Here is a 21,428-nt window from a genome sequence, read left to right as displayed (position 1 = left end):
CACGAGAGGAGAGCGCTTAGCTCTTGATCTCGGCAGCCCAGGTCTTCTCGATCAGCTGGACGACGCTGTCGGGCATCGGGATGTAGTCGAGGTCTTCAGCCGCCTTGCCGCCGTTCTTGAACGCCCAGCGGAAGAACTTGATGGCTTCCTGCGAGGCCGCCTTGTCGGTGGCATCCTTGTGCATGAGGATGAAGGTCGCAGCGGTGATCGGCCAGGACTTGTCGCCGGGCTGGTCGGTCAGGATGACGTAGTAGCCGGGAGCCTTGGCCCAGTCGGCATTGGAAGCGGCCGCCTGGAAACCTTCGACCGTCGGCTGCACCGGCTTGCCAGCCTTGTTGATGAGGCCGGTGTAGGTCAGCTTGTTCTGCTTGGCATAGGCGTACTCGACATAGCCGATCGAGTTCTTGGTCTGGCTGATGTTGCCCGACACGCCTTCGTTGCCCTTGGCGCCGACGCCAACCGGCCACTCGACGGCGGTGCCTTCACCCACCTTGCTCTTCCAGTCGGCGCTGGCCTTGGAGAGGTAGTTGGTGAAGTTGAAGGTGGTACCCGAACCGTCCGAGCGGCGGACCACGGTGATCGCGTCCGACGGCAGCTTCACATTCGGATTGAGCTTCTTGATCGCGGCGTCGTCCCACTTGGTGATCTTGCCGAGATAGATGTTGGCGAGGGTCTCGCCGTCGAACACCAGCTCGCCGGCCTTGACGCCTTCGAGGTTGACGACGGGAACGATGGCGCCCATCACCATCGGCCACTGGGCGAGGCCGTCCTTCTCGAGCTGCTCGGCCTTGAGCGGCGCGTCGCTGGCGCCGAAGGTCACGGTCTTGGCCTGGATCTGCTTGATGCCGCCGCCTGAACCGATCGACTGGTAGTTCAGGCCGTTGCCGGTCTCCTTCTTGTAGGCATCAGCCCACTTCGAATAGATCGGGAACGGGAAGGTCGCGCCTGCGCCGGTGATATCGGCGGCAAAGGCCGCCGTCGTCGTTGCGGCGACCAAGCCGGCAGCGACGATCGTTTTGATGAAATTCATGCTGGTCTCCATACAGGGGAGCGAAGCGCCATCAGCGCCCGATCGCGCTCCCCGCGCCGCCCCTTTAGGAGCGGTCGGCTGTGCTTTTACGAAGGTTTAGTGACAGTCGGATGACACTCTTAAGCCACTGAAATAGCTTGAATTTCAGCTCGCGGCCGGAGGCTTGGCCTGGGGGAAACAGGCGGTGAAAGTGGCGCCCTGCTTGGGCACGCTTTCGATCAAAAGCCGGCCGCGATGGCGGTTAAGAATATGTTTCACCAGCGATAATCCGAGCCCCGTCCCGCCCTGGGAGCGGCTGTCGCCGACGTCCACCCGGTAGAACCGCTCGGTCAAGCGCGGCAGGTGCTCGGGCGCGATGCCGGGGCCGAAATCGCGCACCATGACCCGGATTTCCTGAGCTCCATCAGTGGCCGGGGTCGCCGTCAGCGACACGATGACGCGTCCGCCGGAGGCGCCGTATTTGAGCGCATTCTCGATCAGATTCTCGAACAGGCGCAGCAGCTCTTCGCGGTCGCCCGCGATCATGACCGGGGCTTCCGGCAGATGGGTCTCGACCTCGACCTGGCGTTCCCGAGCCAGCGGCTCGAGCCCGTCGGCGACCTGGAAGATGATCGGCAGCAGGTCGACCAGCGTATCCGGCCGCACATGGGCCGACAGCTCCACCCGCGACAGCGACAAGAGATCGTCGATCAGGCGCGCCATGCGGGTGGCCTGATTGTGCATGATGCCGAGGAAGCGCTCGCGCGCCTTGGGATCATCCTTGGCCTGGCCCTGCAGCGTGTCGATGAAGCCGGAGAGCGCGGCCAGCGGCGTGCGCAATTCGTGGCTGGCATTGGCGACGAAGTCGGCGCGCATCTCCTCGACCCGGCGCAGCGGCGTCTGGTCGTGGAAGGTCATCAGCATGCATTTGTCGGCGCCGCCGAAATTGGTCGGCACCGGCACCGGGGTGATGGTCAGCTCCATCCAGCGATCGACCGGGACATGGTCGAGATAGGTCGCGCGCCGCGGCTCGGTGGTCGCAATGGACTCGCGCAGCGCCGTGATGATCTCGGGCGAGCGCAGCGCGAACTGGGCGAGCTCGTTCTTGCGTAGCGCCGGCGCGAGCTGGGCGGCGGCGGTATTGAGATGGATGACGCGGCCGGCGCGGTCGAGCAGGACGGCCGGATCCGGCATGCCGGCGACGACCGCGGCCACCGCCGCGCTTTCGACCGGATTGACCCGGCGGGTGTCGTCGCGCGAGGCAGCGGTATCATGCAGCCGCCAGGGGATCAGCGCAGCAGCAGCGATGCAGAAGAACACCGTCGCCGCCCGTAGCACCGACAATTCGCCGAGCGAGACCACCACCGACAGCGCCAGTGCGGCCGCAATCAGGATGATGGTCGAGTGCCGCAGCCGGTCGGACCAGGGCTGCACCGTGGGAGACGAGGGAGCGTCGATCGCCATCGGGGCGGGCTTCTCCTTGTTGCGTTTTGCGCCGGTCAGGCGCCGCTGTCGCTGCGCTTTCTCACATAAGCGGCTTCAGGCGGCGGGCCTGGATCGAGCTTGAGCGCCGCCTGTTGCAGCCGCTTGGATCGGGCGCCGATGATAACCTCGCGAAACGTCAGCAAGATTACAGAGATGACGAAGGGCGACAGATAATAGAGGACCCGGAACAGCAGCATGCCGCCGAGCAGCTCCTCGCGGTCCATCTGCCAGAGGCCGACCAGCATGGCGGCGTCGAACACCCCGAGCCCGCCGGGCGAATGGCTGGCGAAGCCGAGCAGCGTCGCCGAGACGAAGATGACGGCGACCACGACGAAGCCGAGATTGGGCTCGTCGGGGACCAGCACGTACATCGCGAGCGCGCAGAAGCCGAGATCGATGATGCCGATGGCGATCTGCAGCAGCGTCAGCGGGCCGCCCGGCAGCACCACGGTCCAGGGGCCGCGTCCGACGACCCGTGGCTGGGTCCAGACCCAGACCACATATCCGACCAGCGCTGCGAGGATCATCATCGCAAACGTCCGGTTCAGCCAGGGCGGCAGCTGGTCGATCGCGGCGGCCGCCTCCGGATGATAGGAGATACCGAGACCGAGCACGGCGGCATTGCCGAGCCAGAAGGTGAGGCCGGCGAGGAAGCAGATTTTTGCGACGTCGATCGCGTTCAGCCCATAGGCCGAATAGATGCGGTAGCGTACCGCGCCGCCGGTGAAGACGCTGGCGCCGACATTGTGCCCGATCGAATAGCTGGTGAAGGCCGCGAGCGCGTTGATGCGATAGGGCACGTGTGAATGGCCGATCGCGCGCACCGCAAACAGATCGTAGAACGTCAGCGTGAAATAGCCCGCGGCGACGAACAGCGCGGCCATCGCAATCTGGCGCGGCTCGGTGCTCTTGATCGCCTCGATCACCTCGTTGGTGTCGATGCCGCGCAGCATGTGATAGAGCACATAGCAAGCGATGCCGATGACCGCGACGCTGATCACAACTCCAAGCTTATGCAGGATTTGCTTCTGGCGCAGAAACGTCATCGCCCTGCGTATGGCTTCCAGCATCTAGACCTCGAATAACGCTTCAGCGGCCAGGGTGGCCGGCGAACAGGCGGACGACGCACAGGCACTCAACGAACAAGCACTCAACGAACAAGCGCTCAACAAACCCTTGCCGCCGGCTCCGGCCTCGCGCATGCCCCCCGCCCCTCCACTAGCGCGTTTCGAGGCGGAGTGGAATTCGCCAAAGCGAACAAAATCGCGTGCCTTCAATATTTTAGGCAGGTTTGCGGGCTCAAGGTGCACGGTTTGGCGCTTTCGGCGGCAAGTTCGATGGCAGGGCTGAAGCGAATCTCCATGGCAATCCTGCGCAGGGGCCGTGAAGTTTTGATGATTTCGACCGGACAATGTTCCGTCACGCCTTAAGGCGAAATCAATCTATGGACGGCACCGGCCTGTTGAAAGAGGGGCGGCCCGCGCCGGCTGGCTGCAGCGCAAACAGCCGCGCGACGAATCGCGCGGCCGAGGCCTGGTCCTGATAATCGGTTGCACCGCGATATCACAGAGGCCGGCGCTGGCGCGGCCGTCCGCCGGCGCGAGGCCGGCGGCGAGCATGCTGTTTAGAGGGAGCCGCCCGCTCAGGCGGCGAGTTGCGGACGCACCGCTTCGATGCCGGCAATCCAGCCGGCGACGGAGCGGCCGATCGCCTCAGGATGGTCCTCCTGAAGGAAGTGCAATCCGGCGCCGAGGCGGACATGAGCGCAATGCTTCAACGACGCCGCAAACGTCTCGGCGAACTCCGGCGCCACGAGCGCACCGGGCTCGCCTGAGAACAGCAGCTTTGGATAGGTCGATACGGCCAACCCAGCATGCGCTGATTGGAGCGCCTCATAAACATCGGCGGGCTCGCCTGCGACCGGCAATTCGCGCGGAAAGGTGAGAATGGGACGGCGGCTCTCCGGCGTCGGGAACGGCGCGCGATAGGGCGCCATCTCGTCATCGCTGAGCTTGCGGACGATGCCGCCGGGCAGCACGCGCTCGACGAAGGCATTTGCCTCCAGGATCATGGCCTCGCCCTCGCCCGGCGTCCTGAATTTCCGGAAGGTCTCACGCGCAGCGTCGGCTTGGTGAAAGTCCTGCCAGGTCGGCATCGGGCGGATGAACTCCATGAAGGCCAGACCGCGCACGAGATCTGGCCGGCGTGCGGCGAGATGAAATGCGAGCGCGGTACCCCAGTCCTGCGCGACGAGATAGGCCGACGTGATGCCGCGCTGCTCGATGAAGGCATCGAGATAGCGCACGTGGTCGAAGAAGCGGTAGGCGATGTCGGGCTTGTCGGATTGGCCGAAGCCGATGAGATCAGGCGCGATGCAATGCGCGACCGGCGACACCAGCGGCAAAATGTTGCGCCAGATGTGCGACGAGGTCGGATTGCCGTGCAGGAACAGCGCGACCGGCGCACCTTCCGCGCCTGTCTCGCGATAAGCCATGCTGCTTCCCAGGACGGACGCTTTACGAATCTCGATTTCGTTTCGCTTGGTCATGTCGTCTCCTTGAACACGGTTTGGAATACGATGGTCTTGAAACGATCGAGCGCTTTGGGATTGCGGTCGACCTTCATGCGCAGGATCGCGCCCTGCCAGGACGCGAGCAGGAACTCGGCAAGCTCGTCAGGCTCGAACTCGGATGCGATCTCGCCGCTGGTCTGGGCATCCCTGATGCAGGCGGCGAACGGTGCGCGCCATTCGGCGAAGATCGCCGCGAGACGCGCGCGCAACAGCTCACTGCTACCGCTCGCCTCCAGACTGAGATCGCCGATCAGGCAGCCGCGACCGTAGCCGTCGGCCTCGAGTCGGCCGGTGATGATGTCGAGATAGCGCCTGAGCCGCGCCCGCGGCGTCAGCGCGATGTCGTCGAGGGCCTCGGCGACCAGCCCCCTCGTGACGTCGAAATAGCGGTCGAGCACTTCGGAGGCGAATGCCTCCTTGGAGCGGAAATGGTTGGTGAAGGACCCCTGCGGCGCGCCCGCCGCGGCGGTGACGTCGCGCACGCTGGTGCCGTGATAGCCGGTCCGGAACATGACCTTCAGGCCGGCGTCGAGGATGGCATCTTTGAGCGAGGGCTTTGGCATGGGCGTTATAATACGTACGTACGTATTAATGTCAAGCGCAAACGTGCTCCTCGGCAATCAGCTTACCGATCAGTCAGTTATCGGAGTTTGAGACAATCGATCGCCCGGCAGCGGATCGCGGTTCAGGCCACAGGCTGGCTCCGCGAAACCACCCAATAGCGCAGCCACGCACCGATGGTGCAGCCGACCAGATAGCAGGCGAACAGGACCAGGCCGAGGTCGAGCCAGTAGCCGAAGCGGCCCGGGACCACATGTGCGAACGAGGCCGCAACCAGTCCCGCGACCAGCGCGGCGAGCCAGCGCGCAGTCACCTTCGAGGTGCCGTTGCCGCGCTGGACCACCGAGATCCAGCCCATGCAGAAGCCCAGCATCACCGAGCCGATCAGCCAACCCATATGGAACGAGACAAGATAGGGCATCGTCACCTCACCAGAAATTCGATGCGGCGGTTTTGCGCCTTGCCGTCGTCGGTGTCGTTGCCGGCGACGGGTTGCGTGCTGCCGTAGCCGACCGCGGTGAAGCGGTCCGCCGGCAGGCCGGCCCTGACCAGAAAATCGATCACCGCCTGGGCGCGTTTCTCCGACAGCGCCTGGTTGAAGGCGTCCTCGCCGTCGGAATCGGTGTGACCCACGACCTCGATATTTGTGGTGGGACAACGCAGCGCCGTCTCGATCAGATGATCGAGAATGCCGGCGGAGTCGGGATCGATGTCGGCGCGCTTGGTTGCGAAGCGGATCTTGCCCTTGGCCAGCAGCTCCGAGAACAATTGCTGGCAGACGGTGCCGTCGACCGGCCCCGCCGCGGGCTTCACCGTGATTTCAGGCTTGTATTGCCAGATTTTTGGAAAGTCCTTGCCGAGGCCGGCGCGGATGTCGTTGGCCGCACCTTCGTACAGCGCATCGCCCGACAGCTTCACCTCGCGATCCGACACCACGAGCGTGCCGGTCGACAGCCGCGACAGCGCGCCGAGCGCTGCGACCACCGCGGTGTTGAAGGAGCCGGGAGCACCGACGCTGGCCTTTAGATTGTCGACGACTTTCTCGGTAAAGAATTTTCGCGACGCGCTGGTCTCGATCGCGGCGTGCACATTGTTGTCGGGCACGTAGCCGGTCATCGTCACGGTGGCGGCGACCGGATCCTTGTAGGCCTGGAAGATATAAGGCGGTGCCTTGATCTCGTTGGCGGCGATCGAAAAACCTTCGGGCAGGTTCTTGAGCGCAGCCGCGATCGCTTCGCGGCCGCCGAGGTCGCGCGCCATGCCCGACAGATTGACCTTGGTGTCGGAGATCGTGATCTTGCCATCCTTCAGCTTGCCGATCTGGTCGAGCAGCAGCATCGCGGCCGCTTCGAACCGCGCCGGCGCGCCGCGGGCCAGGCCCATCTGATCGGCGACCTCGGTCCCATTGACCTCCTTGCGGGCGGCTTCCGTCAGGCGCGCCTTCATCGAAGGCAGCGGCGCGGAGCCCGACAGCGTCACCCGCACCACGTCACGCTCGGCACTCCAGACGAAGGGCTTTGCTTCGGCAACAAGACGGGTCTGGTCATCGACCAGCCGTACGCCGGGAACCATCTCGACCGTGGTCACGGCATCGCGGCGCCCCTCCTCGGAGAAGGCGTCCGCGGCCAGGCTGACGTCACGGCCGTCCACCGCGATCCGGGTCTTGTCCAGGACGGTGTCCTTGAGCGCGGCCGAGCTGCGGGCCGACAGGTCGGCCTCGACCGGCAAGGTGTTATTCCAGCCCGCAAATCCCCACATGACGGCCAGGGGAATCAGCCCCGGCCACCATTTGCTGGCCCACCTGAAAAGCATCTGCATTCGACGACCCAAACTCTGGAACCGGAGACAAAACAAACCCTTGGCGGGCTGTCAAACCGGAATAGGGCCCTTTCAGGGGCCACACGTGGAGAATTGGAATAACTTTTTCTTCAAGGGTAACACCCTAAGTTGAGGGCGGAATGCCCAGGGGCGGCCAGCCGGACATGAAGCAACTCCGTAACAACGTCATTCGCGCCGGGCTGGGAGCACTCTATTTCAGCGGGGCGCACCATCTGCTGCGCCCGCTGCTGTCGGGCGTCGGCGCCATTTTCATGCTGCACCATGTGCGGCCGGCTCGTGAGCGCGTATTCCAGCCGAACCGGCATCTCGAGGTCACCCCCGACTTCCTGCGTGCGACGCTGCGCCATTTGCGCGCGCGCGAGATCGACATCGTCAGCATGGACGAGCTGCACGAACGGCTGGTGCAAGGCCGCTTCGACCGCCGCATCGCCGCCTTCACCCTCGACGACGGCTATCGCGACAACTGGGAGCACGCTCTTCCAGTGCTGCGCGAATTTGACGCGCCCGCGACCATCTATGTTGCCAGCGACTTCGCTGAGGGCACCGGCCGGCTGTGGTGGGCCGCGCTCGAGGCCGTCATCGCCAAGGCCGAGCAGGTCGACGTGCGGATCGGCCATTCCGCGTCGCGGCTCGATGCGAGCACGCCTGCCGCGAAGCAGGCGGCGTTCGACCGCCTGCATGACTGGCTCCGCGCTCTTCCGGGCGAGCACGATCTGAAGCGCGAGATCGAGGCGCTGTGCGCCGCCCACGGTATCGACATGGAAGCGCTGTGCCGCAGCCTCTGCCTGTCCTGGGACGAGGTGAAGCGGCTCGCGGCCGATCCACTGGTCACGATCGGCGCCCACACTGTCAGCCATTGCAATCTCGCCAAGCAGAGCGAGGAGATCGCCGCGCAGGAGATGGCAGTCAGCCGGGTGCGGATCGAGAACGCGCTGGAGCGTCCGGTGCTGCATCTCGCCTATCCCTATGGCGACCGCGAGGCAGCCGGGAGGCGCGAATTCGCGCTCGCCGCATCCGCCGGCTTCAAGACCGCGGTGACGACACGGCCCGGCATGCTGTTCGCAGGGAACGCCGGCCACATGACCGCGCTGCCGCGCGTCTCACTCAACGGCAACTACCAGGACGCGCGCATTCTGCCGGTGCTGACCTCGGGCGCCGCGACCGCGATGTGGAACGGCTTTCGCCGGTTTGCCGCGGCTTGACTGTTGTCCCGGCCTTCGCCGGGACAGCACCGAGTTGACACCCCTCCCCTCGGCGCTCAAAACGGCGCCAACCCAAGGGAGGCATCATGTCCAACGATCTGTTCTCGCTCAAAGGCCGCATCGCACTCGTGACCGGCGGCTCGCGCGGCATCGGCAAGATGATCGCGGCCGGATTCCTCGGAGCAGGTGCGGCGAAGGTCTACATCACCGCGCGCAAGGCGGGCCCTTGCGAAGCCACCGCGAAAGAGCTCTCGGCGCAATATGACGGCGAGTGCATCGCGCTGCCGATCGACATCTCGACCGTCGAAGGCTGCAACAAGCTGGCTGGCGAACTCATCAAGCTCGAGCCGAAGCTCGACATCCTCGTCAACAACGCCGGTGCGGCCTGGGGCGCCGAGTTCGACGAATTCCCCGAAAGCGGCTGGGACAAGGTGATGGACCTCAACGTCAAATCGCTGTTCTTCCTGACCAAGGCTTTGGCAAAGCCGCTGCGCGCGGCGGCGTCGCACGAGCGGCCCGCCAAGGTCATCAACATCGCCTCCGTCGACGGCATCTTCGTCAATCCGGGCGAGACCTATTCCTACGCCGCGAGCAAGGCTGCCGTAATCCATCTGACGCGGCGCATGGCGACGAAACTGATCAAGGACAACATCAATGTCACCGCGATCGCACCGGGCGCCTTCAAGTCCGACATGAACCGCGCCGCGCGCGATCATTCAGACGACGTCGCAAAACGTATTCCCGCGCGGCGCATCGGCACCGACGAGGACATGGCAGGCGTTGCGATCTACCTCGCTTCGCGTGCGGGCGACTACGTCGTCGGCAACACCATCGCGGTCGATGGCGGTGTGGTGTACGCGAATGCGGGGCTGGAGATCGCGGGGTAGTTGGCGAGGGATAGCGCTACACCCTCTGCTGTCATGCCCCGCGAAGGCGGGGCATCCAGTACGCCGCAGCTTCTCGGCTGGAGCACAGCCGCCTCTGGAATACTGGATCACCCGCTCCAGTGCGCAAGTGCGCACAAGGCGGGTGATGACACCATTTGCATGACGCGAGCGTTCGCCCCTAACGCCTACGACTCGATCCTCACATACTCAAAATCACCCGGCTTGTTGTCGATGCCGACCTTCGGCGGCGAAATCCACGACGCGAACTTGCCGGTTTCGGTGACGGGCTGCATCAGCGAGGTGATGAAGTCGCCGTCGGCGGTCGAAGGCAGCCAGTCATCCTTGCGCTTCGCCCAGGTGGCATCGTCGATCAAGATGCCGTCGGGCGTCGCGTGCACGTCCTTGAACTCGCCAATATGGCGGTGGAAGGCAACGTTGGGCAGCGTCAGCTTGAAATCGTAGCCGGCGGTCGAGATCACCTTGTTCCAGCGCAACATGCCCTTGACGCAATCCTGGCTGTAGTCGTCGCGCAGGCGCATGTTGAGCGCGGTCAGCGCCGGCTCGTCGACCAGCTTGATCTCGCCGTCGATGAACTTGAGCACCGGATAGGTGGCGTTCTTGAGCTGGTGATCGTCGTCGATCTGGGTCTCGTGATAGCGGCCCTTGATGCCGGTGTTGAAGGCATTGGCCGCGTTGGTCGAGACTTCCGAGCCGAACAGATCGAGCGACAGCGTGTAGTGCAGGTTCAGCTTCTTCTGGATGGTCGGAAGATCGATCACGCCGAGCGCGCGGACTTTGGCGATATCCGTGGGATCGGTGATGCCGGCCTCGCGCATCGCATCGCAAGTGCGCTGCACGACGCGGGTGATGCCGGTCTCGCCGACGAACATGTGGTGCGCTTCCTCGGTCAGCATGAAGCGGCAGGTGCGCGACAGCGGATCGAAGCCCGACTGCGCGAGGCTGTGCAGCTGCATCTTGCCGTCGCGGTCGGTGAAATAGGTAAACATGAAGAAGGACAGCCAGTCCGGCGTCGCCTCGTTGAAGGCGCCCAGCATGCGCGGTGCGTCGGCATCGCCGGAGCGGCGGCGCAGCAAATCGTCGGCTTCCTCGCGGCCGTCGCGGCCAAAGTACTTCTGCAGCAGGTAGACCATCGCCCATAGGTGGCGGCCTTCCTCGACGTTCACCTGGAACAGATTGCGCATGTCATATAGCGAGGGCGCAGTCTTGCCGAGATGGCGCTGCTGCTCGACCGAGGCCGGCTCGGTGTCGCCCTGGATCACGATCAGCCGGCGCAGCATGGCGCGATATTCGCCCGGGACTTCCTGCCAGGCAGGCTCGCCCAAGTGCTCGCCGAAGGGAACGACGCGGCTCTCTTCCTGCGGCGCAAGCAGGATGCCCCAGCGATAGTCGGGCATGCGGACATAGTCGAACTTGGCCCAGCCGCGCGGATCGACGGAGTAAGCGGTGCGCAAGTAAACCAGCGATTCCTGGAAACCTTCCGGCCCCATGTCGCTCCACCAGTCCATATAGCCGGGATGCCAGCCTTCAAGCGCCTTCAGCACCTGGCGGTCTTCGGCGAGATTCACGTTGTTCGGAATCTTGGTCGAGTAGTCGACGTTCATGATGTTCATGGCCGTGCTCCTTGGTCGGTCTCGTGTCCCGGACGCAGTGCGGCGCGAAGTGCTGCACTGCTGAGCCGGGACCTATGTCTGGTTCGCCTGGGTCCCGGTTCTGCGTCGCATCGCTTCGCGCTGCGCCGCGCCCGGGACACGGCAGTCGTTACACCCGTGTCATATCGAATTTCGGCTTCTGGCCGCTGCCGTAGCGGCGCAGCGCGCCTTCCTCGCCGACGGCATTGGGGCGCTGGAAGATCCAGTTCTGCCACGCGGTCAGCCGTGAAAAGATTTTCGATTCCATCGTCTCGGGGCCGACAAAGCGCAGGCTCGCTTCCATGCCGGTGAGACTATCCGGCGAGAAGCTCGCGCGCTCCTCCAGGAAGACGCGGACTTCGTCGTCCCAGTCGATATCGTCGAGCGCGAAGGTGACGAGGCCGAGCTCCTCGGCCTGCTCGGCGTCGAGCGCTGTGCCGAGCGTGGCTTCGGCACGCTCCACGTCCGCCGGATCGGCCTGGAAGCGCGACTGAAGCCGCGTCAGGCCGTGGCTCATCGGATACGGGCCGAAATTCATGGCGGAAAGCTCGATCGAGGGCGGCGGCTGGTTGTCACCCTGGCGCGTGCCGATCAGCATGTAGGAACGGTCGGCAGCGAAGACGAGTTCGGCCAAGGTGCCGGCAAAGCATGAGCCGGGCTCGACCAGCGCCACCAGCGTGCGCGAGGTGACGTCGATGCGCTTCAAGACGCGCTTCCAGTAGTGGCGGATCTCGTTGACCAGCCAGTGCGCCTTGTTGGCTTCGAGGAACGCATCGCTGGCGAGCACATGGGCGCGGTCACCATGGCTCTTGAACACCAGCATGGCGATCTCGAGCTCGTTGATGCGCAAGTGCAGGATGGCGTCGTCGAGCTCTCTTGCGACCTGCAACGGCCAGAACGACGCGCCCTGCGCCATCATGCCGTCGATGTCGGTGGGGGCTGCTGCCTCCGGCGCCTTGATCGAGATGGTGGCAATGCGTGCGGCGCGGTCGATATCGACGGTCACAAAACCATAGCGGATGCTGGTCTCGTCGATCGTGCGCTTGAGAGGGGAGAGCGCGATGCCCTTGCCGCTGCCGGCGCGTTTCGACGCGGCCGCGAATTCCCTGGCGCGCTCGACGATCCTGGCCTCCAGCTTGGAGTTCGGCGCGATCTCGTCGACGAGGCGCCATTGCACGGCGCGCTTGCCCTTCACGCCTTCCTCGATGGTGCAGAAGAAGTCGGCGTGATCGCGGCGCACTTTGCGCTTGTCGACGACGCGGGTGAGACCGCCGGTGCCGGGCAACACCGCGAGCAGCGGCACTTCGGGTAACGCCACGGCGGAAGCGCCGTCGTCGGCGAGAATGATGTGGTCGGTCGCGAGCGCGAGCTCATAGCCGCCGCCGGCAGCGGAGCCGTTCACGACAGTGATGAAGCGCTGGCCGGAATTCTCGGACGAGTCTTCCATGCCGTTGCGGGTCTCGTTGGTGAACTTGCAGAAGTTCACCTTGTGGGCATGGGTCGAGCCCGCGAGCATGCGGATGTTGGCGCCGGCGCAGAACACGCGGTTCTTGGCCGAGCGCATCACCACGACCTTCACCTCGGGATGCTCGAAGCGCAGCCGCTGGACCACGTCCGCAAGCTCGATGTCGACGCCGAGATCGTAGGAGTTGAGCTTGAGCAGGTAGCCCTCGAACAGGCCGCCATTCTCGTCGACGTCCATGGTCAGCGTCGCGACGTCACCACCGACCGCCAGCTTCCAGTGCTTGTAGCGGGACGGTTCGGTCTGGAAATCGATGAATGTCGCGCCGCCTGCGAGGCGCCGATCTTCCCCGGCCATGGGCCACCCTTGAGCTTGTTTTCGCTATACCGTTAGATGCACAATAGTGCATATTCTGAGAGGCGTCTAGCCTGAATCTGGACCACACATGCACTTTGCTTCATCCGAGTGTCCGAGGCGCAGGTAGGCCGCCCTATACGCGTCACGCGGCTTGGAGACCTCGGTCGTCCCGCAGGGCGGCCTTCGCAAATTGCTCGATTGCGTCAAGCGTTGGCACGGGCGCTTCACGCTGAGGGGAATGCCCCGCGCCTGGAACGATCGTCAGATCGACCGGGCAATAGCATTCCTCCTGCGCGATCTCGGCCTGACGCAGTGTTCCGTATTGGTCGTCCACCCCTTGAAGGACCAGCACCGGAACGCGGATGTAGGCCAGATACTCCGAGATGTCCCAATCGCGGAATTTCGGATCGAGCCAGGCGCCGTTCCAGCCGTAGAAGGCATTGTCGACGTCTCCGTGCCAGCGCGCGAGCTTTGCCTTGAGGTCGGTGGTCTCATAGGCCGTCTTGATCGCGGCGATCGATTCCACCGAGATGTCCTCGACGATGAAATGCGGCGCGATCAGCGCGATGCCTTGCAGGCGATGGTCCTGATACGCGCCGGCATAGATCGCCGCGATCGAAGCGCCGTCGGAGTGGCCGAGCAACAGGCCACGCTTGAAGGGAATGGCATCGAGCACCTTCGGCAGCACGTCGAGCGCCTCGCGCTGCATGTAGTCGAGCGGACGTGGCAGCGTGACCGGGCTCGACTGGCCATAGCCCGCCCGTGAATAGGTGAAGATGCCGGCGCCGGTCGTTTGCTGGAGCTTTTCCGGAAAGTCATTCCACAGGCCGACGGAGCCGAGGCCTTCGTGCAGCATGACGATGGTCGGCGCATCGGCGCTTTGCGGCGCGAGCCATTTGTATTCGAGACGGGCCGCGCCGATGCTGAGAAAGCCGGTGGGGGCGAGAGTCATTTCTTCGTCCGTCCTTCTCCGTCGTCATGCCCGGGCTTGACCCGGGCATCCACGTCTTTCCTCAATCGCGGTCGCGCGTGGATGGCCGGGACAAGCCCGGCCATGACGGCTTGTTGCTAATTCGCGCCGTCGCGCAGCTTGAACCGCTGGATCTTTCCCGTCGCCGTCTTCGGCAGCGAGTCCACCACGTCGATCCAGCGTGGATATTTCCACGGGCCGATCTTCTGCTTGACGTGATCCTTCAGCATCTCCTGCAAGTCCGTCGTCTTCACGCCCGGACGCAGCACGACGAAGGCCTTTGGCTTCAGCAGGCCCTCCGGATCGGCCTCGGGCACGACGGCGGCTTCCAGCACCGCCGGATGCGTGATCAGCGCGCTCTCGACCTCGAACGGCGAGACCCAGATGCCGGAGACCTTGAACATGTCGTCGGCGCGGCCGCAGAAGGTGTAACGGCCTTCGGCATCCCTGACGTATTTGTCGCCGGTGCGGGTCCAGGGGCCTTCAAAGGTGCGACGGCTCTTGTGGCGCTGGTTCCAGTAGCCCTCGCCGGCCGAGGGCGCATCGACCAGTAGTTCACCGACCTCGCCGTCGGCGACGTCCTGCCCGGCCTCGTTGACGAGCCGCACCGCATAGCCCGGTACCGGTTTGCCGGACGAGCCGTATTTGATATCGCCGGGCGCGTTCGAAAGGAAGATATGCAAGAGCTCGGTCGAGCCGACGCCGTCGAGAATGTCGACACCAAAGCGCGACTTCCAACTGTTTCCGACGGATTCCGGCAGCGCCTCGCCGGCCGAGGTGCAGATGCGCAAGCTCTTGCCGCCGCGCTCGCTTTTCATCGCTTCGTCGTTGAGCATCGCCGCGAACAATGTCGGCACGCCGTAGAAGATCGACGGATTGTATCTGTTCATCAGATCGAACATCCGCGCGGGTGTCGGCCGCTCGCTGTTCAGGATCGTGGTGGCGCCGACCGACATCGGGAAGGTCAGCGCATTGCCGAGGCCATAGGCGAAGAACAGTTTTGCGGCGGAGAGGCCGACGTCGTTCTCACGAATGCCGAGCACCTTGCTCGCGTAAGTGTCGGCGGTGGCCTGCAAGTTCGAATGCAGATGCCGCACGCCCTTGGGCATGCCGGTCGAGCCCGACGAATAGAGCCAGAAGGCCGGCTCGTCCGGATGCGTGGCAGCCGTGGCGAACTGATCGCTCTCACCTGCGATCTCTTCGGCGAGCTGGTTGTGGCCGTTCTGCTTGGCGCCGGAGACCACGACATGCTCGAGATCCGGCATGCGGCCGACGACGTCCTTGATGACGGGATAGAGCGCTTCCGAGACGAACAGCACGCGGGCGCGGCAGTCGGCGAGGATATAGGCGTATTGGTCCGCGGTGAGCAGCGTGTTGAGCGGCACCGGCACGATGCCGGCACGGATCGCGCCCAAGAACACGATCGGGAAGTCGACCGTATCCAGCATGATCATCGCCACGCGCTCTTCGCGGCGGACGCCGAGCCGGCGCAGCATGTTGGCAGCGCGGCGGGTCTCGCGCTGGAGCTCGCCATAGGTCAGCCGCGAGACGGTATCGTCGAAGACGATCTTGTTGCCCCGGCCTTCCTCGACGTTACGGTCGAGCAGCCAGGTCACCGCGTTGTAGGATCCCTCGCTCACGGTCGTCTCCCCCGAATTTAGAATTATAATTCATAGAAAGACACTGTGACGGCTTGCTGTCAATGCCAGCAGGCATTATGTTTCATTAAAGCGCGCCGCAAGACCTTCTTTAAACAAGACCTCCTTCAAAGAAAGCATCCGCTAAAGAAGGCTCATGACCGACAGTCCCGACGCCGAATCCCGCTTTCTCGAACAGCTCGGCCAGCGCGTGCGCACCATGCGCGCGTTGCGCGGCATGTCGCGCAAGGTGCTCGCCAAGGTATCAGGAATTTCGGAGCGCTACATCGCGCAGCTCGAAAGCGGCAAGGGTAATGTCTCGATCGTGCTGCTGCGCCGCGTCTCCGACGCGATGGGCGCGCATCTGGAAGACCTGCTGCCCTCAGCCGATCCAACGCCGGACTGGCAGATGTTTCGCGATCTGCTGCGCAAGGCGACGCCGGCGCAGGTCGCGCAGGCCAAAGATCTGCTCGCCGGCGGCACCGCCTCCGCGCCGCGGCGCGCGCCGTTCTGCGGCATCGCGCTGATCGGTCTGCGCGGCGCCGGCAAGTCCACGCTCGGGCGGATGCTGGCGAAAAAGATCGGCTGGAGCTTTGTCGAGCTCAACAAGGAGGTCGAGCAGCAGAACGGCCTCTCGGTCGCCGAGATCATCGCGCTCTACGGCCAGGAAGGCTTTCGCCGCATGGAGCAGGCTGCGCTGCAACAGCTGCTCGCGCGCAACGAGCTGATGGTGCTGGCAACCGGCGGCGGCATCGTGTCCGAGCCGCTGACCTTCGACCAGATCCTGTCGTCGTTTTACACGATCTGGCTGAAGGCCGAGCCGGAAGAGCACATGGCCCGCGTCCGCCGCCAGGGCGATCTGCGCCCGATGGCGGATGATCGCTCTGCGATGGCGGAACTGCGCAATATCCTGCTCAGCCGCGAGCCGCTCTATGCGCGCGCGACGGCGGTGGTGGATACGGCGGGGCTGAGTGTCGATGCGGCGGCTGCAAGGCTGATCGATGCGGTGCGGCCGGTGCTGCAGAACGAAGCGCGGAGCTTCGGGCTGCGCAGCGTGGCGCTGTAGGCCGGGACTTCAGGAATGACCGACAGCGACGTCACCACCTCCATGTTCGAGCGGATCGGCGGCCGTGCCACGATCGACCTGTTGGTCGACCGCTTCTACGACCGCATGGATGCGCTACCGGAGGCAAAAATCATCCGCGCGATGCATGCGGACGATCTCGGCCTGATCAGGGACGTGCTGAAGCGCTATCTCACCGAATGGACCGGTGGCCCGAAGCTCTATTCTCCCGAGAAAGGCCATCCACGGCTGCGGCAACGGCACATCGGCTTTGCCATCGGCGACGCCGAGCGCGATGCGTGGCTGCTGTGCATGCGCGGCGCGATGGAGGAGACGGTCACTGACGCTGCCGCGCGGCAGGACCTCGACCGCGCACTGTCCGGTCTCGCCGACTGGATGCGCAACCGGCCGTGAGCGCGTCGATCAAGGCCGACGTGCAGCGTCCTCGGGTATCGCTTCGCCGACCCGGCCTGCAAGTCATCAGACGCCGCTAGACCGACCAGTAATTCGGATGCGGATAGGGCCGCGAGCGGTCGCCCCAATCGAACTCGTCGCCGTCGAACTCACATGGGCCGCTGCTGAACTCGTCCATGGTAAGCTCGACCTGGAACGCCTGACGTGTTCGATCGTATTTCAGCGCGCTCCACTGCAGAGGATAGTGGTGGTGGGTACTGAGCAGCCCGCCGGTCTTGATCACGGCATAGGCGACTGTTCCGCTCACCTTGTCGAGCATCAATCGCTCGATCGTGCCGAGCTTCGTGCCGTCGCGCCCGTAGACGGCAACGTGCTCCACCCGATCACTGGGAACCATGGTGTGTTGCATGGCATGCTCCCTGGTTTGTGTGGAGCAGATTATAGCTCCGCGGTTGAGGCTACAGCAATTGCGAGCGCACTGCTTCGGCGCCCTCTCGCAGCAGCGGCAGGAAGCGGCCGAGCAGCTCCTGCGCCGGCACGCGATCGACATGGGCGCCCATGTTGATGGCGGCGACGATCGCGCCGTCATAGCGGCGGACCGGAACCGAGATCGAGCGGAAATGCGGCTCGGCTTCGCGGTCGACCAGTGAATAGCCCTGTGCGCGATCGGCGGCGATCCGCCCGAGCAGCGTCTTGGGATCGGTCACCGTCTGCGGCGTCAGCGCCTCGCGCTTCGCTGCCTTCAGGCGCGCGAGACAATCCGCGTCGTCGAGCTGGCCGAGCATGGCGCGGCCGACCGAGGTGCAGAAGGCCGGCAGCCGATACCCGATCTCCAATCCGCCGGAGAACATCCGCGCCGGGCTGCTGCGCGCGATGAACACGACGTCGTCACCATCGAGCACCGCGAGCGAGGAGATTTCGTTGGCCGCGGTGGCAACGCGATCGAGCACGGGCTGCAGCACCGTGACGAGCTGGTTGGAGCGCAGATAGGACGCCGCCAGCGTCAGCACATGCGGCGTCAGCGAGAACAGTTTTCCGTCGCCACTGACAAAGCCGCCGCGCTGGAGCGTGAATAGCATGCGCCGCGCGGTGGCGCGCGGCAGCTCGGTGGCGCGGGCGAGATCGCTCAGGGTCATCGGGCCCGAGTTGGTGCCGAAGCATTGCAACAGGCGCAGGCCGCGATCGAGCGCTTCGACGAAATCCGTCGCGCGCTCGTCGATCTCGCTTCGTTTCAGCTTGGGCATGGGGTGGGGAATGTCCTGCAAAATAGTGCTTGCTGCCGATCCAAGGCATGTCATAATTCGCCCATTCGTTCAATAGGCGAACAGACGCCATTCCACTAAGGATGCACTCGCCATGATGAGCCAGGAGCAGAACGACCTGATCACCCGCACCGGACCGAACGACCCGTGTGGAAAGCTGATGCGGAGCTACTGGCAGCCGGCCGCGCTGGTCGACCAGCTCGAGGGCGAGCGGCCGATCCGGCCCGTCAGGCTGCTCGGCGAGAACCTGGTGCTGTTTCGCGACGAGACGGGACGCTATGGACTGATCGATCGTCATTGCGCCCATCGCGGCGCCGACCTTGCCTTCGGGCGGCTCGAGCATGGCGGCCTGCGCTGCGCCTTCCACGGCTGGCTGTTCGACGCCACCGGCCAATGCATCGAAACGCCGGCCGAGCCGAAGGATTCAAAACTCTGCCAGAACATCCGGCAGCGCTCCTATCCCGTGGTGGAGAAGAGCGGCATCCTCTGGGCCTACCTCGGCGAGGGTGAGCCGCCGGCATTTCCCGAGATCGACTGCTTTGTCGCACCTGGCACGCACACGTTTGCGTTCAAGGGCCACATGGCCTGCAACTGGCTGCAGGCACTCGAGGTCGGCATCGATCCTGCGCACGCCTCCTATTTGCATCGCTTCTTCGAGGACGAGGACACGTCCGCCGCCTATGGCAAGCAGTTCCGCGGCGCTTCGGCCGGCTCGGATCTGCCGATGACAAAGATCCTGCGCGAATACGACCGCCCGATCATCAATGTCGAGCACACCGAATACGGACTCCGGCTGATCGCGTTGCGCGAGATCGACGAGGAGCGGACGCATGTGCGCGTCACCAACCAGCTGTTCCCGCATGGCTTCGTCATCCCCATGAGCACGGAGATGACGATCACGCAGTGGCACGTGCCGATCGACGACGAGAACTGCTACTGGTACGCGATCTTCACCAGCTACTCGAACCCGGTCGACAAGAAAAAAATGCGCGACCAGCGGCTCGAGCTGTACGAGCTGCCCGACTACAAGTCGCGCAAGAACCGCAGCAACGACTACGGCTTCGATCCGCACGAGCAGCAGACCGCGACCTATACCGGCATGGGCAACGACATCAACGTCCACGACCAATGGGCGGTGGAATCGATGGGCGCGATCCAGGATCGCACCAGGGAGCATCTCGGCTCGAGCGACAAGGCGATCGTGCAGTATCGCCGCCTGCTGCGGCAGGAGATCGAGAAGGTCGGCGGCGGCGAGAAGCCGATGCTGTTCCTGGACGAGGCCAATGCGCGCTCCATTCAGGGCCCGGCGACCATGGACGGCATCGGCCCGACGCGCGGTTGGGAGACCTACTGGATGGAAGTCGACGTCAAGCGCCGCCGCGGCGCGCCGTGGACCGCACCGGTGCCGAAGGAGATCGCGGAGAACGTGCATCGGCTGACGGCGGCGGAATGACGGTGACGATCTATCCTCGTCATTGCGAGCGCAGCGAAGCAATCCAGTCTGCCTCCGCGGACACATTTCTGGATTGCTTCGCTTCGCTCGCAATGACGGAGAATGTGGCGCATGCTTTGCGTCTCACGACTAGAGGAGTAGCAAAGTGACTTTCGTCGCGCGTCATGCGCTGTGGTCGGATGAGCAGACGGACGCCGCGACGCGCATGCGCCGCATCGTCGAGGACAAGAACCTCGAGGTCATCCGCCTCGCCTTCCCCGACCAGCACGGCATCTTGCGTGGCAAGACCATCATCGCCGCCGAGGCGATTGCATCGCTGGAGAGCGGCTGCGCCATCACCACCACCATGCTCGCCAAGGACACCTCGCACCGCACGGTGTTTCCGGTGTTCACATCGGGCGGCGGCTTCGGCATGAAGGAGATGGAGGGCGCGGCCGACGTGCTGATGGTCGCCGATCCCACCACCTTTCGCGTGCTGCCATGGGCGCCGGCGACGGGCTGGGTGTTGTGCGATCTCTATTTCAACGACGGCCGTCCGGTGCCGTTCGCGACGCGCGGGCTTTATCGCAAGGTGCTCGACGAACTCGGCCGCCGCGGCCACGATTTCGTCGCCGGCCTCGAGGTCGAATTCCACATCTTCAGGCTCGACGACCCGCACATGCGCCCGGAGGACGCGGGACAACCCGGCACGCCGCCGTCGGTGAGCCTGCTCTCTCACGGCTATCAATATCTCACCGAGCAGCGTTTCGATCAGATGGAGCCGGTGCTGGAGATCCTGCGCCGCGACATCGTCGCGCTTGGATTACCTTTGCGCTCCGTCGAGGTCGAGTTCGGGCCGAGCCAGTGCGAATTCACCTTTGCGCCGAAGAAGGGCCTGGAGCCTGCCGACAACATGGTGCTGTTTCGCAGCGCCGTGAAGCAGATCGCGCGCCGGCACGGCTATCACGCCACCTTCATGTGCCGGCCGAAACTGCCGAATTTGTTCGCGAGCGGCTGGCACCTGCACCAGTCGATCGTCTCGCGCACAGGCGGCGAGAACGTTTTCATGGCCAAGGACGGTAGCGAGCCCCTCAGCGCTTTCGGCCGCGCCTATCTCGCCGGGCTGCTCGATCACGCCCGTGCGGCCACCGTGTTCACCACGCCCACCATCAACGGCTACAAGCGCTACCGCTCCTATTCGCTGGCGCCGGACCGCGCGATCTGGGGCCGTGACAATCGCGGCGTGATGATCCGCGTGCTCGGTGGCGCGGGCGATGCTGCCACGCGCCTGGAAAACCGCGTCGGCGAGCCCGCCGCCAATCCCTATCTCTATATGGCGGCCCAGATCCTCTCAGGTCTCGACGGCGTCGACCGCAAGCTCGATCCCGGTCCCTCCGCCGACACGCCCTACGAGACCAAAGCGCCGTTCTTGCCGAAGAGCCTGCGCGATGCCGTCTCTGCGCTGAAGGACGATCCGTTCTTCCGCGAAAAATTCGGCGCGGAGTTCATCGACTACTACACCCACATCAAAAATGCCGAGATCGACCGCTTCCTCGCGGAGGTGACCGACTGGGAGCAACGCGAATATTTCGAGATGTTTTGATTTCGGCGATGGTGAGGGCGCAGC

The 21,428-nt window shown here is 64.4% G+C and carries 19 protein-coding genes; 6 read left to right on the top strand and 13 right to left on the bottom strand.

The genetic code is table 11. From position 1 onward, the window contains the following. Positions 1 to 16: 16 nt before the first annotated feature. From pstS to ABID58_RS03260, 7 genes are all read right to left on the bottom strand, one after another. Positions 17 to 1,030 carry a phosphate ABC transporter substrate-binding protein PstS gene (pstS, locus tag ABID58_RS03290; protein ID WP_354031511.1) on the bottom strand — a complete coding sequence of 338 codons (1,014 nt, stop codon included), beginning with the start codon at positions 1,028 to 1,030 and terminating at the stop codon, positions 17 to 19. Positions 1,031 to 1,174: 144 nt separating this feature from the next. Next, on the bottom strand, positions 1,175 to 2,473 hold the full coding sequence (locus ABID58_RS03285) for an ATP-binding protein (protein WP_148750975.1): 1,299 nt from the start codon (positions 2,471 to 2,473) through the stop codon (positions 1,175 to 1,177). A 35-nt stretch (positions 2,474 to 2,508) separates the two neighbouring features. Beyond that, positions 2,509 to 3,564: a putative bifunctional lysylphosphatidylglycerol flippase/synthetase gene (locus ABID58_RS03280; RefSeq protein ID WP_148750976.1), complete on the bottom strand. Its 1,056-nt coding sequence runs from the start codon at positions 3,562 to 3,564 to the stop codon at positions 2,509 to 2,511. Between the two features lie 572 nt (positions 3,565 to 4,136). Next, a complete protein-coding gene (locus ABID58_RS03275; RefSeq protein ID WP_354031510.1) occupies positions 4,137 to 5,042 on the bottom strand; it encodes a haloalkane dehalogenase in 906 nt (301 codons plus the stop codon). Next, positions 5,039 to 5,629 (bottom strand): TetR/AcrR family transcriptional regulator, encoded by a 591-nt coding sequence (locus ABID58_RS03270; protein ID WP_354031509.1) that lies wholly within the window; start codon positions 5,627 to 5,629, stop codon positions 5,039 to 5,041. Before ABID58_RS03270 ends, ABID58_RS03275 begins: the two co-directional genes overlap by 4 nt. A 122-nt stretch (positions 5,630 to 5,751) precedes the next feature. Beyond that, the gene (locus ABID58_RS03265; protein ID WP_354031508.1) at positions 5,752 to 6,048 is read right to left on the bottom strand and encodes a hypothetical protein; all 297 of its coding nucleotides are present in this window, start codon (positions 6,046 to 6,048) and stop codon (positions 5,752 to 5,754) included. 2 nt (positions 6,049 to 6,050) lie between these two features. Then, entirely contained in the window at positions 6,051 to 7,445 is a 1,395-nt protein-coding gene (locus ABID58_RS03260) for an OmpA family protein (protein WP_354031507.1), read from the bottom strand. A gap of 164 nt (positions 7,446 to 7,609) precedes the next feature. Here ABID58_RS03260 and ABID58_RS03255 point away from each other — a divergent pair, with 164 nt between their 5' ends. Together ABID58_RS03255 and ABID58_RS03250 are read left to right on the top strand one after the other, a co-directional pair. Next, positions 7,610 to 8,668, top strand: a complete 1,059-nt coding sequence (locus ABID58_RS03255) for a polysaccharide deacetylase family protein (protein ID WP_354031675.1) — start codon at positions 7,610 to 7,612, stop codon at positions 8,666 to 8,668. An 86-nt stretch (positions 8,669 to 8,754) separates the two neighbouring features. Continuing rightward, the gene (locus ABID58_RS03250; protein ID WP_354031506.1) at positions 8,755 to 9,555 is read left to right on the top strand and encodes an SDR family oxidoreductase; all 801 of its coding nucleotides are present in this window, start codon (positions 8,755 to 8,757) and stop codon (positions 9,553 to 9,555) included. Positions 9,556 to 9,740: 185 nt separating this feature from the next. Here ABID58_RS03250 and boxB read toward each other — a convergent pair whose 3' ends face one another. The 4 genes from boxB to ABID58_RS03230 form a co-directional block, all read right to left on the bottom strand. Further along, positions 9,741 to 11,177, bottom strand: a complete 1,437-nt coding sequence (gene boxB, locus ABID58_RS03245; RefSeq protein WP_354031674.1) for a benzoyl-CoA 2,3-epoxidase subunit BoxB — start codon at positions 11,175 to 11,177, stop codon at positions 9,741 to 9,743. 157 nt (positions 11,178 to 11,334) lie between these two features. Then, positions 11,335 to 13,023, bottom strand: a complete 1,689-nt coding sequence (boxC, locus tag ABID58_RS03240; RefSeq protein ID WP_354031505.1) for a 2,3-epoxybenzoyl-CoA dihydrolase — start codon at positions 13,021 to 13,023, stop codon at positions 11,335 to 11,337. Between the two features lie 142 nt (positions 13,024 to 13,165). Further along, on the bottom strand, positions 13,166 to 13,975 hold the full coding sequence (locus ABID58_RS03235) for an alpha/beta fold hydrolase (RefSeq protein ID WP_354031504.1): 810 nt from the start codon (positions 13,973 to 13,975) through the stop codon (positions 13,166 to 13,168). Between the two features lie 116 nt (positions 13,976 to 14,091). Further along, the gene (locus tag ABID58_RS03230; RefSeq protein ID WP_354031503.1) at positions 14,092 to 15,633 is read right to left on the bottom strand and encodes a benzoate-CoA ligase family protein; all 1,542 of its coding nucleotides are present in this window, start codon (positions 15,631 to 15,633) and stop codon (positions 14,092 to 14,094) included. 154 nt (positions 15,634 to 15,787) lie between these two features. Between ABID58_RS03230 and ABID58_RS03225 the strand changes: the two genes are divergently transcribed. Both ABID58_RS03225 and ABID58_RS03220 read left to right on the top strand, forming a co-directional pair. Then, positions 15,788 to 16,696 carry a helix-turn-helix transcriptional regulator gene (locus ABID58_RS03225; RefSeq protein WP_354031502.1) on the top strand — a complete coding sequence of 303 codons (909 nt, stop codon included), beginning with the start codon at positions 15,788 to 15,790 and terminating at the stop codon, positions 16,694 to 16,696. A gap of 15 nt (positions 16,697 to 16,711) precedes the next feature. After that, on the top strand, positions 16,712 to 17,107 hold the full coding sequence (locus tag ABID58_RS03220; protein WP_354031501.1) for a group II truncated hemoglobin: 396 nt from the start codon (positions 16,712 to 16,714) through the stop codon (positions 17,105 to 17,107). 76 nt (positions 17,108 to 17,183) lie between these two features. Here ABID58_RS03220 and ABID58_RS03215 read toward each other — a convergent pair whose 3' ends face one another. Both ABID58_RS03215 and ABID58_RS03210 read right to left on the bottom strand, forming a co-directional pair. Beyond that, complete coding sequence (locus ABID58_RS03215; protein ID WP_148750986.1) at positions 17,184 to 17,516, bottom strand: PRC-barrel domain-containing protein; 333 nt, start codon at positions 17,514 to 17,516, stop codon at positions 17,184 to 17,186. Positions 17,517 to 17,565: 49 nt separating this feature from the next. Then, a complete protein-coding gene (locus tag ABID58_RS03210; protein WP_354031500.1) occupies positions 17,566 to 18,351 on the bottom strand; it encodes an IclR family transcriptional regulator domain-containing protein in 786 nt (261 codons plus the stop codon). A gap of 112 nt (positions 18,352 to 18,463) precedes the next feature. Between ABID58_RS03210 and ABID58_RS03205 the strand changes: the two genes are divergently transcribed. Further along, positions 18,464 to 19,822, top strand: coding sequence for an aromatic ring-hydroxylating dioxygenase subunit alpha (locus tag ABID58_RS03205; RefSeq protein ID WP_354031499.1), 1,359 nt, complete (start codon positions 18,464 to 18,466; stop codon positions 19,820 to 19,822). Between the two features lie 145 nt (positions 19,823 to 19,967). After that, positions 19,968 to 21,404 (top strand): glutamine synthetase family protein, encoded by a 1,437-nt coding sequence (locus ABID58_RS03200; protein ID WP_354031498.1) that lies wholly within the window; start codon positions 19,968 to 19,970, stop codon positions 21,402 to 21,404. Positions 21,405 to 21,428 lie beyond the last annotated feature (24 nt).

Source organism: Bradyrhizobium sp. S3.2.6, assembly GCF_040546885.1.
GTDB lineage: Bacteria > Pseudomonadota > Alphaproteobacteria > Rhizobiales > Xanthobacteraceae > Bradyrhizobium > Bradyrhizobium cytisi.
Note: the sequence above shows the minus strand (reverse complement) of the source record. Positions and strands in the feature narration are given on the sequence as shown.

Coding starts and splice junctions, on each gene's coding strand:
- ABID58_RS03235 (WP_354031504.1), bottom strand. CDS start 13,975: ATGACTCTCGCCCCCACCGGCTTTCTCAGCATCGGCGCGGCCCGTCTC.
- pstS (WP_354031511.1), bottom strand. CDS start 1,030: ATGAATTTCATCAAAACGATCGTCGCTGCCGGCTTGGTCGCCGCAACG.
- ABID58_RS03215 (WP_148750986.1), bottom strand. CDS start 17,516: ATGCAACACACCATGGTTCCCAGTGATCGGGTGGAGCACGTTGCCGTC.
- ABID58_RS03285 (WP_148750975.1), bottom strand. CDS start 2,473: ATGGCGATCGACGCTCCCTCGTCTCCCACGGTGCAGCCCTGGTCCGAC.
- ABID58_RS03260 (WP_354031507.1), bottom strand. CDS start 7,445: ATGCAGATGCTTTTCAGGTGGGCCAGCAAATGGTGGCCGGGGCTGATT.
- ABID58_RS03225 (WP_354031502.1), top strand. CDS start 15,788: ATGACCGACAGTCCCGACGCCGAATCCCGCTTTCTCGAACAGCTCGGC.
- ABID58_RS03275 (WP_354031510.1), bottom strand. CDS start 5,042: ATGACCAAGCGAAACGAAATCGAGATTCGTAAAGCGTCCGTCCTGGGA.
- boxB (WP_354031674.1), bottom strand. CDS start 11,177: ATGAACGTCGACTACTCGACCAAGATTCCGAACAACGTGAATCTCGCC.
- ABID58_RS03255 (WP_354031675.1), top strand. CDS start 7,610: ATGAAGCAACTCCGTAACAACGTCATTCGCGCCGGGCTGGGAGCACTC.
- ABID58_RS03250 (WP_354031506.1), top strand. CDS start 8,755: ATGTCCAACGATCTGTTCTCGCTCAAAGGCCGCATCGCACTCGTGACC.
- ABID58_RS03280 (WP_148750976.1), bottom strand. CDS start 3,564: ATGCTGGAAGCCATACGCAGGGCGATGACGTTTCTGCGCCAGAAGCAA.
- ABID58_RS03270 (WP_354031509.1), bottom strand. CDS start 5,629: ATGCCAAAGCCCTCGCTCAAAGATGCCATCCTCGACGCCGGCCTGAAG.
- ABID58_RS03220 (WP_354031501.1), top strand. CDS start 16,712: ATGACCGACAGCGACGTCACCACCTCCATGTTCGAGCGGATCGGCGGC.
- ABID58_RS03265 (WP_354031508.1), bottom strand. CDS start 6,048: ATGCCCTATCTTGTCTCGTTCCATATGGGTTGGCTGATCGGCTCGGTG.
- ABID58_RS03205 (WP_354031499.1), top strand. CDS start 18,464: ATGATGAGCCAGGAGCAGAACGACCTGATCACCCGCACCGGACCGAAC.
- boxC (WP_354031505.1), bottom strand. CDS start 13,023: ATGGCCGGGGAAGATCGGCGCCTCGCAGGCGGCGCGACATTCATCGAT.
- ABID58_RS03210 (WP_354031500.1), bottom strand. CDS start 18,351: ATGCCCAAGCTGAAACGAAGCGAGATCGACGAGCGCGCGACGGATTTC.